Annotated in this window: 15 protein-coding genes; 6 read left to right on the top strand and 9 right to left on the bottom strand. The window is 68.4% G+C overall.

The genetic code is table 11. The features are described from left to right. From ACSFBC_RS15235 to ACSFBC_RS15215, 5 genes are all read left to right on the top strand, one after another. Positions 1-325 (top strand): MotA/TolQ/ExbB proton channel family protein (locus ACSFBC_RS15235; protein WP_435511160.1); only part of this gene is annotated, 325 nt, incomplete at its 5' end. A gap of 34 nt (positions 326-359) precedes the next feature. Continuing rightward, the gene (locus ACSFBC_RS15230) at positions 360-788 is read left to right on the top strand and encodes an ExbD/TolR family protein (protein WP_435511159.1); all 429 of its coding nucleotides are present in this window, start codon (positions 360-362) and stop codon (positions 786-788) included. Between the two features lie 22 nt (positions 789-810). After that, positions 811-1,245, top strand: a complete 435-nt coding sequence (locus tag ACSFBC_RS15225; RefSeq protein ID WP_435511158.1) for an ExbD/TolR family protein — start codon at positions 811-813, stop codon at positions 1,243-1,245. Beyond that, positions 1,242-1,907, top strand: coding sequence for an energy transducer TonB (locus tag ACSFBC_RS15220; protein WP_435511157.1), 666 nt, complete (start codon positions 1,242-1,244; stop codon positions 1,905-1,907). The genes ACSFBC_RS15225 and ACSFBC_RS15220 overlap by 4 nt, the downstream gene beginning before the upstream one ends. Before the next feature lie 118 nt (positions 1,908-2,025). Continuing rightward, positions 2,026-2,463: a GNAT family N-acetyltransferase gene (locus ACSFBC_RS15215; RefSeq protein WP_435511156.1), complete on the top strand. Its 438-nt coding sequence runs from the start codon at positions 2,026-2,028 to the stop codon at positions 2,461-2,463. Between the two features lie 125 nt (positions 2,464-2,588). On the opposite strand, the gene ACSFBC_RS15210 is transcribed toward ACSFBC_RS15215, so the two are convergent. From ACSFBC_RS15210 to ACSFBC_RS15190, 5 genes are all read right to left on the bottom strand, one after another. Beyond that, positions 2,589-3,617 carry an NAD(P)/FAD-dependent oxidoreductase gene (locus ACSFBC_RS15210; protein WP_435511155.1) on the bottom strand — a complete coding sequence of 343 codons (1,029 nt, stop codon included), beginning with the start codon at positions 3,615-3,617 and terminating at the stop codon, positions 2,589-2,591. 9 nt (positions 3,618-3,626) lie between these two features. Further along, a complete protein-coding gene (gene fdxA / locus ACSFBC_RS15205; protein ID WP_435511154.1) occupies positions 3,627-3,956 on the bottom strand; it encodes a ferredoxin FdxA in 330 nt (109 codons plus the stop codon). 74 nt (positions 3,957-4,030) lie between these two features. Next, a complete protein-coding gene (locus tag ACSFBC_RS15200; protein WP_435511153.1) occupies positions 4,031-5,434 on the bottom strand; it encodes a sulfate adenylyltransferase subunit 1 in 1,404 nt (467 codons plus the stop codon). After that, positions 5,434-6,384: a sulfate adenylyltransferase subunit CysD gene (gene cysD / locus ACSFBC_RS15195; RefSeq protein WP_435511152.1), complete on the bottom strand. Its 951-nt coding sequence runs from the start codon at positions 6,382-6,384 to the stop codon at positions 5,434-5,436. The genes ACSFBC_RS15200 and cysD overlap by 1 nt, the downstream gene beginning before the upstream one ends. Positions 6,385-6,408: 24 nt before the next feature. After that, positions 6,409-7,032 carry a phosphoadenosine phosphosulfate reductase domain-containing protein gene (locus tag ACSFBC_RS15190; protein WP_435511151.1) on the bottom strand — a complete coding sequence of 208 codons (624 nt, stop codon included), beginning with the start codon at positions 7,030-7,032 and terminating at the stop codon, positions 6,409-6,411. A 196-nt stretch (positions 7,033-7,228) separates the two neighbouring features. On the opposite strand from ACSFBC_RS15190, the gene ACSFBC_RS15185 reads away from it, so the two are divergent. Further along, positions 7,229-8,035, top strand: a complete 807-nt coding sequence (locus ACSFBC_RS15185; protein ID WP_435511150.1) for a DUF7822 domain-containing protein — start codon at positions 7,229-7,231, stop codon at positions 8,033-8,035. A gap of 10 nt (positions 8,036-8,045) precedes the next feature. Here the strand turns inward: ACSFBC_RS15185 and ACSFBC_RS15180 are convergent, their stop codons facing one another. From ACSFBC_RS15180 to ACSFBC_RS15165, 4 genes are all read right to left on the bottom strand, one after another. Then, entirely contained in the window at positions 8,046-8,447 is a 402-nt protein-coding gene (locus ACSFBC_RS15180; protein WP_435511149.1) for a DUF934 domain-containing protein, read from the bottom strand. After that, positions 8,444-10,237 carry a nitrite/sulfite reductase gene (locus ACSFBC_RS15175; protein ID WP_435511148.1) on the bottom strand — a complete coding sequence of 598 codons (1,794 nt, stop codon included), beginning with the start codon at positions 10,235-10,237 and terminating at the stop codon, positions 8,444-8,446. Before ACSFBC_RS15175 ends, ACSFBC_RS15180 begins: the two co-directional genes overlap by 4 nt. Before the next feature lie 206 nt (positions 10,238-10,443). Continuing rightward, on the bottom strand, positions 10,444-10,824 hold the full coding sequence (locus ACSFBC_RS15170) for a VOC family protein (protein ID WP_435511147.1): 381 nt from the start codon (positions 10,822-10,824) through the stop codon (positions 10,444-10,446). Positions 10,825-10,920: 96 nt separating this feature from the next. Then, positions 10,921-11,817 carry a transglutaminase family protein gene (locus tag ACSFBC_RS15165; protein WP_435511146.1) on the bottom strand — a complete coding sequence of 299 codons (897 nt, stop codon included), beginning with the start codon at positions 11,815-11,817 and terminating at the stop codon, positions 10,921-10,923. Positions 11,818-11,846: the final 29 nt, after the last annotated feature.

Below are 11,846 nucleotides of genomic sequence, written 5' to 3'. Positions count from 1 at the left end.
CGTGCAGCGCCGCCTGAGCAACGGCATGTCGCTGCTCGCGACCGTCGGCTCGACCTCGCCCTTCGTGGGCCTGTTCGGCACCGTCTGGGGCATCTACCACGCGCTCACCGCCATCGGTGTCGCGGGCCAGGCCTCGATCGACAAGGTCGCCGGCCCCGTGGGCGAGGCGCTGATCATGACCGCCATCGGCCTGGCCGTGGCCGTGCCCGCGGTGCTGGGCTACAACTGGCTGCTGCGCCGCAACGTCGCGGTGATGGACGACGTGCGCGAGTTCAGCGGCGAGCTGCACTCGGTGATCCTGGCCGGCAGCACCACCACGGCTTGAAGCGCTTGCCGCTCAACGATCCCCGAGGCGCGCCATGGCAATGAACATCCCCTCCGCCGGCGGCGACGAGGAACAGGTCATCGCAGCCATCAACACCACGCCGCTGGTCGACGTGATGCTGGTGCTGCTGATCATCTTCCTCATCACCATCCCGGTGGTCAATTACTCGGTGCCGGTGCAGGTACCCAAGGAACGCAACGAGGTGCGCGAGAGCAAGCCGGAGACCGTCGTGCTGTCGGTCGATGCGGCCGGCCGCATCTACTGGTACGACACCCCGGTGCGCGACACGAAGAGCCTCGCCGACAAGCTGACCAAGGTGGCCGCGCTCAACCCGCAGCCCGAGGTGCACATCCGCGGCGACTGGCAGTCCGACTACGAACCGGTGGGCAAGATCATCTATGCCTGCCAGGCCGCGGGCATCGCCAAGGTCGGCTTCATCACCGAGCCGCCCGCGCGCAACTGAGCGCACAGGAAAAGACACAGCCATGCGAAAAGACAAGCCGGGGCGCCGCCGCAGCGCGCCCTCCGACGAGCCCATGATGGACATCAACACCACGCCGCTGATCGACGTGATGCTGGTGCTCCTGATCATGCTGATCATCACGATCCCGATCCAGCTGCACGCGGTGAACCTGAACATGCCCACGGGCAACCCGCCACCCAGCGACATCAAGCCCGAGGTGCTGCGCATCGACGTGGACGAACGCAGCAACGTGCTGTGGAACGGCGAGGTCGTGGCCGACCGTGCCGAGGTCGAGCGCCGCTTCGAGGTGGTGGCCGCGCAGGCCGTGCAGCCCGAGGTACACCTGCGCCCCGACAAGCGCGCCAGGTACGAGACCGTGGCCGGCCTGATGGCTGCGGCCCAGCGCACGGGCCTGACCAAGCTGGGCATCGTCGGATCGGAGCAGTTCATCCCATGACGCGCTCGCAAGACTTCAACCCCAAGTCCCGCTTCGGCCCGGTGAGCATCGGCGTGATGGTGCTGGCCCACGGCCTGATCGGCTACGGCCTGGTCTCGGGCCTGGGCGGGCATGCGCTCGAGCTGATCAAGAAGCCGATGGAGGCAACCATCATCACCGAGGTCAAGCTGCCACCGCCGCCGCCTCCTCCCCCGCCACCGCCGCCTCCCAAGAAGATCGTGCGGCAGGAAGTGGCGAAGGTGCCACCGCCACCGCGACCGGCCTACGTGCCGCCACCGGCCGTGACCCCGCCCGTGAGCGCGGCGCCCGCCATCACCGCGGTGCAGAGCGTCGAGCCCGTGGCGCCGCCGCCCGCCGCACCGCCTGCGCCGCCCGCACCACCGGCGCCGCCAACGCCGAAGGCCACTTCCACCGACATCGCGGTGGCCTGCCCGAAGCAGGTCAAGCCCGAGATGCCGCGCAAGGCGCTGGACGAAGGCATCGGCGGCGTCGTCAAGGCCGAAGTGCGCATCAAGGGCACGCAGGTGACGGAGGTGCGCTTCCTGTCGGGGCCGCGCGTCTATCACGGCGCGGTGCGCTCCGCGATGATGAAGTACGAATGCCAGACCACGGGCGATGCGGAGATCCTGGCCACGCAGGAGTTCGTCTTCAAGATCGAGTGAGTGAGTGGTGGGCGGCGCTGGGTCGATGCGCGATCAGTGCGAAGGAGTGGGCCGACGCAGACGGGTGCACGGCTCCCGTACGATCACCGTCTTTCCATTTCACCCGATGCCTTCCGCCATGAAGATCCGCCTCGCCATTCCCGCCGACATCCCCGCCGTCTTCGAAGTCCGCACGGGGGTGCGCGAGAACCACATGTCGATGGCCGAACTGGCCGCCATCGGCGTCACGCCCGACACGTTGGCTGGCATGTTGACAGGCGACGGGCGTGGCTGGGTCGCCGAGGAAGAGGGCCGGGTGATGGCCTTCGCGATGGCCGACGCGGCCGATGCGACCGTTTTCGCGCTGTTCGTGCGCGACGGCTGCGAGGGTCGGGGGCTGGGCCGGCTGCTCATGGCCGAGGCCGAGCAGTGGCTGTTCGCGCGCGGTTGCGCGGAGATCTGGCTGGTCACCGACAGCGACCTGGCGGTGCGGGCCAACGGCTTCTACCGCCACCTGGGCTGGACCGACGATGGCCTCCAGGACGACGGGCAGGTCCGCTTCATCAAGCGGGCCTGAGCCAGAACGGGTGAAGGAACCGTCGCGAGCGCCCCGAGCCTGCATCGAGGACTGGAGCCGCACTCCCGTGCGGTGAGGACCGCAGGTGCGGGATCGGGGTGCGCAGCAGGTTCATTCGCACGTTCTCAACCCACGCCGAGCAGCTGGTGCAGCCGCGTGCTGGTGGTCGTGTACTGCAGCGGCACGGCCTTGCCCGGGAACACGATGGCGGTCGCGGCCCAGGCGGCCAGCGTGGCCTCGTGGAAGCCGCAGACGATCAGCTTGCGCTTGCCCGGGTAGGTGTTGATGTCGCCCACCGCGAACACGCCGGGTTCGCGGGTCTGGTAGCCCTCGGTCTCGACCGGCACCTGCTTGCGCTCGAGTTCCAGGCCCCAGTCGGCGATCGGGCCCAGGCGCGGCGAGATGCCCAGGCAGGCGATCAGCGCGTCGACGGGGCGCGCGACGACCTGCGTGTCGGGCAGGGTCACTTCCAGCTCGGTGCCGTCGAAGCCCGAAGGCTGGCCGACCACGAAGTGCAGCGCGCCTGCGGCGATCTGGGCGCGCAGCAGGGCGACCTTGGCCGGGTCGGCCTGGAAGCCGTCGCGGCGGTGCAGCAGCGTGACCTCGGCGGCCACGTCGACCAACGCCAGCGCGGTGTCGAGCGCGGCATCGTCGCCGCCCTGGACCACCACCGACTGGCCGGCGAAGCGGGAGAGGTCGGAGGGGTGATAGAACAGCTTCGTGCCCTCGAAGGCTTCGATGCCCTCGACGGTCACGCGGCGCGGCACGAAGGCGCCCACGCCGCCCGCGATGAACACGGTCCTGGCGAGGAACTCGGTGCCGGCGCTGGTGCCCAGCCGCAGACGGCCGTCGGGCTCGCGTGCGAACGTGGCGACCTGCTGGCCCAGGTGCATCACCGGCTTCAGCGGCGCGACCTGCGCGAGCAGGGCATCCGCCAGGCCGCGGCCCGTGGTCGCGGGCGTGCCGGGGATGTCGTAGATGGGCTTGTCGCCGTAGAGCTCGACGCACTGACCGCCCGCGTGGGGCAGCGTGTCGACGATGTGGCTGCGCATCTCGAGCAGGCCCAGCTGGAAGGCCTGGAACAGCCCGACCGGGCCGGCGCCGATGATCAGCGCGTCGGTTTCGATCGGTGCGATCGACAAGGTCGACGTCATCGACGCCCCTTACTTCACCAGCTCGGCGACCTTGTTGGGCTTGTCTTTCCAATCGTCGGCATCGGGCAGCGGCGCTTTGCGCTTGGTGATGCTCTTCCAGCCGTCGGCCAACGCGAGTTCGGCGTTGAGCTTGATGAAGGCGAGCTGGTCGGCCGGCAGGTCTTCTTCGGCGAAGATCGCGTTGGCTGGGCATTCGGGGATGCAGACGGCGCAGTCGATGCATTCGTCCGGATCGATCACCAGCATGTTGGGGCCTTCGCGGAAACAGTCCACGGGACACACGTCGACGCAGTCGGTGTATTTGCAGCGGATGCAGTTCTCTGAGACGACGTGGGTCATGGGGTCTGTTGCCGAGGGCGCTCGGTCAATTGAAATCGGGGGAAACCCCGCATTTTAGGGGCGTTGCGCAGCGGTCAGCCGAGGGCAGGGCGAATCAGCACTGCGGCCGAGGTCTTGTGGCTGGCCGTGTCGACCAGCACCAGGGAGCCCAGGGCGCGCGAACGCGTGAAGGGCAGCACGGCCAGCGGCTGCTGCAGTGCGAGCACCACGTCGCCGATGGCGTTGGCTTCGAGCTGCGCGGCGGGCTTCGATTCGAGCGTGGCGATGTCGACCCGATCGACGATGCGCGCCACCTTGGCCTTGACCCAGCGGTGGCCCTGCAGCGCCCAGTAGATGCGGCCCGGCACCAGCGGCTCGTCGTCGAGCCAGGCGACCGTGGCGGTGATCTCGCGCACCGGCGTGAAGGCGTCGGGCGCGAGCAGCCAGTCGCCGCGCGACACGTCGAGTTCGCGGTCGAGCACGATGCCCGCGCTGTGGCCGGCATGCACGGCCTTGGGCTGGCGCGTGTGGCCCAGCACCTGCGCGACGGTCGCGCTCTGGCCGCTGGGCATCACGGTGATGCGCTGGCCCGGCTCGACATGGCCGCTCGCGACCCGGCCCCAGAACACGCGACGGCCCTGGGAGGTGTCGGCGGACGACGAGAATTTCTCGACCCATTGCACCGGGAAGGCGAAGGGCACGTCCTCGTCCTGCGCGGTGACCGGCAGGCCCTCGAGCAGCTCGAGCAGGGCCGGGCCCTGGTAGCCGCACCAGTCCGGATGCGCCGACACCACGTTCCAGCCCTTGAGGGCGGAGATCGGCACGATGGCCGCGACCTGCACACCCGCGTTCTCCGCAAAGGCATGGAGCGCGTTCGTGATGCGTTCGAAGGCCAGCTCGGCATCGGCGATGGCGTCGAGCTTGTTGACCGCGAACACGATCGACTGCACGCGCAGCAGGTGGCACAGCAGCGCGTGGCGGCGGGTCTGCGCGAGCAGCTCGCCCTTGACCACTTCGCCGTCGCCCACTTCGGCGGCCCAGGCCAGCTTGGTCGCGTCGACCAGCACCACGGCTGCATCGGCGCTCGAGGCGGCCGTGACCATGTTGCGCGTGTACTGCTCGTGGCCCGGCGCGTCGCCGATGATGAACTTGCGCTTCGCCGTCGCGAAGTAGCGGTAGGCCACGTCGATGGTGATGCCCTGTTCGCGCTCGGCCGAGAGGCCGTCGGTCAGCAGCGCCAGGTCGGTCTCGCCGCCGCGCTGCACGCCGGCCAGCTGGTCCTGCAGCACGGTCTTGCTGTCGACCAGCAACCGGCCGATCAGCGTGCTCTTGCCGTCGTCGACCGAGCCGCAGGTGATGAAGCGCAGCGCGGCGCCGGTGTCGCCGTGCGCATCCCCGCCCGTTCGGGCTGAGCTTGTCGACGCCGCGTGCGGCACTTCGACAGGCTCAGTGCGAACGGAGATCGGGGTTGCATTCGCCGTAGTAGTCGTCGCGCTCATCAGAAGTACCCGTCCTTTTTGCGTTTTTCCATCGAAGCTTCGGACGTCATGTCGTCCATGCGCGTCGCGCCGCGCTCGCTCACGTCGACCGTGAGCGTCTCGATCACCACGTCTGCCGCATCGGCCGCGAGGCTCTCGACCGGGCAGGTGGTCGTGATGTCGCCCACGGTGCGGAAGCGCACGTCGCGCACCTGCACCGTCTCGCCGTCGCGCGCCGGCGTGAGCGGGCTCACCGGCACCAGCAGGCCACGGCGCTCGACCACTTCGCGTTTGTGCGTGTAGTAGATCGAGGGCAGGGCGACCTGCTCGCGCTCGATGTACTGCCAGACGTCGAGCTCGGTCCAGTTGGAGATCGGGAACACGCGGAAGTGTTCGCCCGGGGCCAGGCGCGTGTTGAAAAGCGTCCAGAGTTCGGGGCGCTGGTCTTTGGGCTGCCATTGGCCGAAGGCGTCGCGGTGCGAAAAGATGCGTTCCTTGGCGCGCGCCTTTTCCTCGTCGCGGCGGGCGCCGCCGATCAGCGCGTCGAAGCGGAATTCCTCGATGGCCTCGAGCAGCGTCACCGACTGGTGCGCATTGCGCGACTCGCCCGGGTGGGCCAGGCGCACGGTGCCGCGCGCCATCGAGTCCTCGACGCTGCGCACGATCAGCTCGGCGCCCAGTTCCTCGGCGCGGAAGTCGCGGAAGTCGGTCACTTCGGGGAAGTTGTGGCCGGTGTCGATCATCAGCAGCGGGTAGGGGATGCGGCCGCTGCCGAAGGCCTTCTCGGCGCACTTGAGCAGCACCAGCGAATCCTTGCCGCCCGAGAACAGCAAGGTCGGGCGCTCGAAGGCCGCGGCCACCTCGCGCAGGATGAAGATCGCTTCTTCCTCGAGCGCGTCGAGGTGCGTGTTGGACAGGCGCGGGGCCGTGTGCGTGGGTTGCAGCATGTCGATGTCGGTGCGGGCGTTCATGGTGGGAGCGGTGGGACGATGCCGTCAGTGCGAGAGATGGAGGCCGCACTCGCGGTTGTCTTCGCCCTTGGTCGGGTCCACGTAGTCGAAGTTGTTCGGCAGGCCGTGCGCCTCGCAATATTCATACAGATCCTTCGACGACCAGTGCAGCAGCGGCGCGACCTTGATCAGGCCGTCGGGGTTGATGCTGACCGGGTCCATCTGCGCGCGCACGGCCGTGTCGGTGGCGCGCAGCGCGGTGAACCAGACCTTGGGTGCGGTCTCGCGCAGCGCGCGGGCGAAGGGCTCGAGCTTCACCTCTTCGGTGAAGGCCGCGTGGCGCGGATCGTCGAGCGCGGGGGTGGCGCCGTCCACCGCTTCGCGGTGCGCGCGCGAGCGGCGCGGCAGGTAGATGTGCAGGTCCAGGCCCAGCTGCTTCGTCACTTCGTCGGCGAAGCGGTAGGTGGCTTCGGTGTTGTAGCCGTTGTCCATCCAGACCACGGGCACGTTGCGCTTCGCGCGCGTGACCATGTGCAGGATCACGGCCTCGAAGGGCCGGAAGTTGGTGGTGATGATCGCGGGCTGGCCCAGGCCGATGGCCCAGTCCACGAGCCCGGGCGCGTTGCGTCCGAGTTCGGCGTTGACGTGTGCGAGGTCGATGCTGCTCATTTGGGAGGATTCCGGTGGAGGCCCGAACTTTAGGCAGAGGCCTTATGAAAACAAACGATCTTTTTGTTCGCGCTTCATGCGGATAAGCAAATGCACCAGCAACCATGCGGGTTGCGACGCGGTTTGCAGGCCAGGTTGGATAAGGCGCGGGCTCGCTTCCTAGAATGCGCGGACCCCCACCACCCGTTCAACCCCGATGGCCAACCGCTCCTATCTCTACAGCCTGAGCAACCGCCCCGCGTCGTATGCGGACCGTCCGGAGACCATCTCGGGTCTGTCCGAGTGGCCTTACGACGTGCCCTTCATGTACCGGCTGCTGATGTCCGGCGACCCGCAGCTCTGCGCCTCGCTGATCTCCGACGGCCTGGAAGGCGACACGCCGGACGAAAAGATCCGACTCCACGCGATCGGCAGCGACTTCGCTGCAGGCTATGCGCGCGTGCAGCGTTTCATCGCGATCGTTCGCCATCTCGTCACGCTGCCGCCGTTGCCCGCGGCGCCCCCGGTGCCGAAGGCGCTGACGCTGGCGGAGCGCTTGAAGCGCTTCGTCTCGCCGCAGGCCGAAGCGGCGCCGGTCGCCGCGGTTGCGGAGCCGGTGGCGACCGCGCAGCTGCTGGCCGGGCTCGACGAGACGATCGCCTTCCTCGAGGCCCATCGCGACACCCACCTGCTGCTGGAGACGGTCGAGCTGGACTGCATGTCCGAAGAAACGGAAGACGGGTTGCGCAACTGCGTGGAAGAGGAGATCGTGCGCTGCATCGCCGCGGGGGCGGCGCTGGACGCGCTGCCGGACGACATCGGTCAGGCGGCACGGCGGCTGCAGGAGGCACTGCGGGAAGAAGGCGACGAGCCGCTCGACGCCTTCTTCGGCCTGCGCCTGGACGACGACTGCGACAGCACCCGCAGCGGCGCCACCGAGAACCCGCTGGGCCTGCAGTGGTCCGACGTGCTGTATTTCGCGCTGTTCAATCGCGCCGCCTTCGAAGAGTCGCAGCGCGGCTGAACAGGGGGCTTCAGGTGCCCGGGGCCGCCACGAAGTGCGGTGCGACGTTCACCGCGTCGCCCTGGTAGAAGGCCGAGAAGCGCTCGAACTGCCGCTGCGCGGCCGAGGCGTCGACGCCTTCCTTGAGCACGGCGCTGGTGAAGCCGGTGCGCTCCATCTGTACCAGCTGGTCGATCAGCACGTCGCCCGTGGCGCGGATCTCGCCCTTGAAGCCCATGCGACGGCGCAGCAGGAAGGCCTGGCTGTAGGCCCGGCCGTCGGTGAACTTCGGGAAGTGCAGGTCGATGCGGTCGATGTCCTGCAGGCAGACCGCGATCGCCTGCGGGTCGGCGTCGTTGGCCAGTTGCAGCACGTGCGGATCGCCGTCGTCGATGTGGTCTTCGGCGGCAAGAAGTTTCAGGGTCTGGCTCATGCGGTGACCTCTTCGGCCTTGAAGCGCGCACCGTTGGCCGCGGCCTTGAACGGGTCGTGGCCCACGCGGCGCAGCGTGTCGATGAAGGTCTCGCTCTTTCCGTCGATGACCTTGCGGGTGTCGCGGTAGGCGCCGAGCACGGCCTCGATCACCTCGGGCACTTCGGCCGCGGAGAACGAAGGGCCGACGGCCTTGCCGGCCTGGGCCGGGCCGCTGAGGTCGGAACCGTCGGAGCCGGCCAGCGTGACCTGGTACCACTCCTTGCCGTCCTTGTCGACGCCCAGGATGCCGATGTGGCCGCTGTGGTGGTGGCCGCAGGAGTTGATGCAGCCGCTGATGTGCAGGTCGATCTCGCCCAGGTCGTCGAGTTCGTCCAGGTCCTGGTAGCGCTCGGTGATGGCTTCGGCGATCGGGATCGAGCGTGCATTGGCCAGCGCGCAGAAGTCGCCGCCGGGGCAGGCGATCATGTCGGTCAGCAGGTGCACGTTGGCGCTCGCGAAGCCGGCCTCGCGCGCCGCCAGCCACAGCGCGTGCAGGTCTTCGGCGTGCACCCAGGGCAGCAGCAGGTTCTGGTCGTGCGTCACACGCACTTCGCCGGCGCTGAAGCGGTCGGCCAGGCGGGCGGCGGTGTCGAGCTGGTCGGCCGAGGCATCGCCCGGGGCCTGCTTGAGGCGCTTGAACGACAGCGTGACCGCGCGCAGGGCCGGGTTCTGGTGCGGCGCCACGTTGCGCGCCAGCCAGCGTGCGAATTGCACGTCGTCGGCGGCCTGCTGGCGCAGCGCGACCTCGGTCTGCTCGGCGCTCTGCAGCACGCGGGTGGCCAGCGTCGGCGGCACGAAGGAGGCGGCCACGCGGTCGTATTCGGCCTGCGTGATGGTGTGCGGCGCGCCGTCGTGCTCGAGGATCTGCTGGTACTCGGCATCGACGTCGTCGACGTAGCGCTGGCCTTCGGCCTTGACCAGGATCTTGATCCGCGCCTTGTAGATGTTGTCGCGACGGCCGTAGCGGTTGTAGACCCGCACCACGGCCTCGAGGTAATTCATGATCTGGTTCCAGGGCAGGAACTCGCGCAGCACGCTGCCGACGATGGGCGTGCGGCCCATGCCGCCGCCTACCTGGACGCGGAAGCCGAGCTCGCCAGCCTCGTTCCTGATCAGCTTCAGGCCCACGTCGTGCCAGCCGGTGGCGGCACGGTCTTCGGTGGCGCCGCTGATCGCGATCTTGAACTTGCGCGGCAGGAAGGCGAATTCGGGGTGCAGCGTGCTCCACTGCCGCATGATTTCGGCGAAGGGGCGCGGATCGGCCACTTCGTCGACCGCCACGCCCGCGCGCTCGTCGCTGGTGATGTTGCGGATGCAGTTGCCGCTGGTCTGGATGCCGTGCATGTCGACCGAAGCCAGCAGGTCCATCACGTCGGCGCTCTTGGCCAGCGGGATCCAGTTGTACTGCACGTTCTGGCGCGTGGTGAAGTGCGCGTAGTGCGTGGGCAGCTTGAGCGAACCCAACTTGCCCTGCGTCTCGATCGCCTTCTGGTAGACGGCCGCCTCGGGCTCGTCGTATTCGCGGGCGATGCGGGCCAGCACGCGCAGTTGGCGGCTCGAGAGCTCGCCGTAGGGCACGGCCACGCGCAGCATGGGTGCGTAGCGTTGCACGTACCAGCCGTTTTGCAGCCGCAGCGGACGGAAATCGTCCTCCGGGAGCTTGCCGGCCTGCCAGCGTTCCAGCTGGTCGCGAAACTGCGCCGCGCGCAGGTGCACGAACTGGCGATCGAAATCTGTGTATTGGTACATCGTGTGAAAGTCTTGAAGTGCGGTGCGTCCGGCGCCACCAAGAACCGGCGACTGTAGGAGGGCAAGGCACGGAAACCAACTATTTTTTGGTTCGCGGCTTATGTGGATAAGCTTATGCGCGAGCGCTCATGCGGGTTTCCGGCCCTTTCAAGACCTTTTCTGGATAAGGAAATCAGGGGTGTCGGCGACACCCCGACGGTGCGGGCTCAGCCCGTCACGAGGCTCAGGATGTTGCCATCCGGGTCCTTGAACCATGCGATGCGCATGCCTTGCGAATGGTGGACGTCGCCCTCGAGCTGCGTGTCGGGCATGTCCGGATAGTGCTCGAAGCGCACGCCCTTGGCGGCGAGCGCCCGCGCGATCTGCTCGATCTCCTCGCCGACCGCCCAGCTCATGGCGGTGGCCTGGTTGCTGCCGGCGAAGTCGGAGCGGTAGACGAAGAACTGCGAGGCGCCGCTCTGGAACGTCAGCACGTCTTCGCATTCCGATGCGACCTGGGTCAGGCCCAGCGTGTCCTCGTAGAACTGGCGCGCCGCCTCGATGTCCTTGACGGCAAGATTGGCAATGGCTTCCTTGTTGGCGAGCATGGCGGTCTCCTTCCGGAAATTCCGGGAAGCGATTGCAGCGCCGAACGCCCGGCGCTGGCGTAGGACAGGTGCTCTGTTGCGTCTGCCGGTGTCCGGTCAGCTCGCGTGCCGCTTGACCTGCACCGAGGCTTCGAGCCCCACATAGGCATCGGGCTCGCCGAACCAGCTGCCCGAGACCGGCGCCGCGAAGGCCGGGTCGCGCGCCACGCCGACGCGGATCAACTGGCTGCCGCCCAGCAGGTTGTTGGTCGGGTCGTAGGCCACCCAGCCCGCGCCGGGCAGGTAGGCCTGCAGCCAGGCGTGCGTGGCGCCGGCGCCGGTCATCGCGCCTTCGCCTGCGGGTGCGGCGACGTCGAGCGCGCTGTCGTAGAGGTAGCCCGAGACGAAGCGCGTCGCCACGCCCAGGCGGCGCATGGCCTCCATCATCAGCAGCGCGTAGTCGCGGCAGCTTCCGCCCCCGAGCGCCAGCGTCTGCAGCGGGGTCTGCGTGCCTTCCTCGTCGCGTGTCTCGTAGCGGAAGTTCTGGTTGATGTGCTGGTTCATGCGCCCCAGCAGGTCGCGCGTGCCGGTCGGGCCGTCGTGGCGGAAGAACTGGTGCGCCCAGGCGATCAGCGTGCCGTCGGGGTCGTCGTGGTGCGGGCGCAGGTAGTGCTCCAGGTCCAGCCGGTCCTGCAGCGAATAGGCGAAGGGCAGGAACTCGGCCGAGGGAGAGAGCAGGGAGAGGTCCTGGGTGACGTCGGCGCGCTCGATGGTGAACGAGGCCACCAGCCGCAGTTCCAGCGAGGGCTGGATCGGCTGGACCAGCGCCACCGAGTTGGAGTGCGGGTCCTGGATCATGCGCACGATCGCCTCGGGGCTGACCTGCAGGTCGGTCGCCAGCACCCGCAGGTCGTGGCTGTCGCGCGGACGGAACATGACGCGGTGCTCGCCGAAGGTGACCGGCGTGCTGTAGCGGTAGACCGTGGTGTGGGTGATGTCGTAGCGGGTGGGCATGGCCCATTCTGCGCGCGCCGTGCGACAGG

It is taken from the genome of Variovorax frigidus, from assembly GCF_051216515.1.
In the GTDB taxonomy this organism is placed as follows: domain Bacteria; phylum Pseudomonadota; class Gammaproteobacteria; order Burkholderiales; family Burkholderiaceae_C; genus Variovorax.
The sequence above is the reverse complement of the archived record's forward strand: the minus strand, read 5'-3'. Positions and strand labels throughout refer to the sequence as shown.

Coding starts and splice junctions, on each gene's coding strand:
- ACSFBC_RS15230 (WP_435511159.1), top strand. CDS start 360: ATGGCAATGAACATCCCCTCCGCCGGCGGCGACGAGGAACAGGTCATC.
- ACSFBC_RS15225 (WP_435511158.1), top strand. CDS start 811: ATGCGAAAAGACAAGCCGGGGCGCCGCCGCAGCGCGCCCTCCGACGAG.
- ACSFBC_RS15220 (WP_435511157.1), top strand. CDS start 1,242: ATGACGCGCTCGCAAGACTTCAACCCCAAGTCCCGCTTCGGCCCGGTG.
- ACSFBC_RS15215 (WP_435511156.1), top strand. CDS start 2,026: ATGAAGATCCGCCTCGCCATTCCCGCCGACATCCCCGCCGTCTTCGAA.
- ACSFBC_RS15210 (WP_435511155.1), bottom strand. CDS start 3,617: ATGACGTCGACCTTGTCGATCGCACCGATCGAAACCGACGCGCTGATC.
- fdxA (WP_435511154.1), bottom strand. CDS start 3,956: ATGACCCACGTCGTCTCAGAGAACTGCATCCGCTGCAAATACACCGAC.
- ACSFBC_RS15200 (WP_435511153.1), bottom strand. CDS start 5,434: ATGAGCGCGACGACTACTACGGCGAATGCAACCCCGATCTCCGTTCGC.
- cysD (WP_435511152.1), bottom strand. CDS start 6,384: ATGAACGCCCGCACCGACATCGACATGCTGCAACCCACGCACACGGCC.
- ACSFBC_RS15190 (WP_435511151.1), bottom strand. CDS start 7,032: ATGAGCAGCATCGACCTCGCACACGTCAACGCCGAACTCGGACGCAAC.
- ACSFBC_RS15185 (WP_435511150.1), top strand. CDS start 7,229: ATGGCCAACCGCTCCTATCTCTACAGCCTGAGCAACCGCCCCGCGTCG.
- ACSFBC_RS15180 (WP_435511149.1), bottom strand. CDS start 8,447: ATGAGCCAGACCCTGAAACTTCTTGCCGCCGAAGACCACATCGACGAC.
- ACSFBC_RS15175 (WP_435511148.1), bottom strand. CDS start 10,237: ATGTACCAATACACAGATTTCGATCGCCAGTTCGTGCACCTGCGCGCG.
- ACSFBC_RS15170 (WP_435511147.1), bottom strand. CDS start 10,824: ATGCTCGCCAACAAGGAAGCCATTGCCAATCTTGCCGTCAAGGACATC.
- ACSFBC_RS15165 (WP_435511146.1), bottom strand. CDS start 11,817: ATGCCCACCCGCTACGACATCACCCACACCACGGTCTACCGCTACAGC.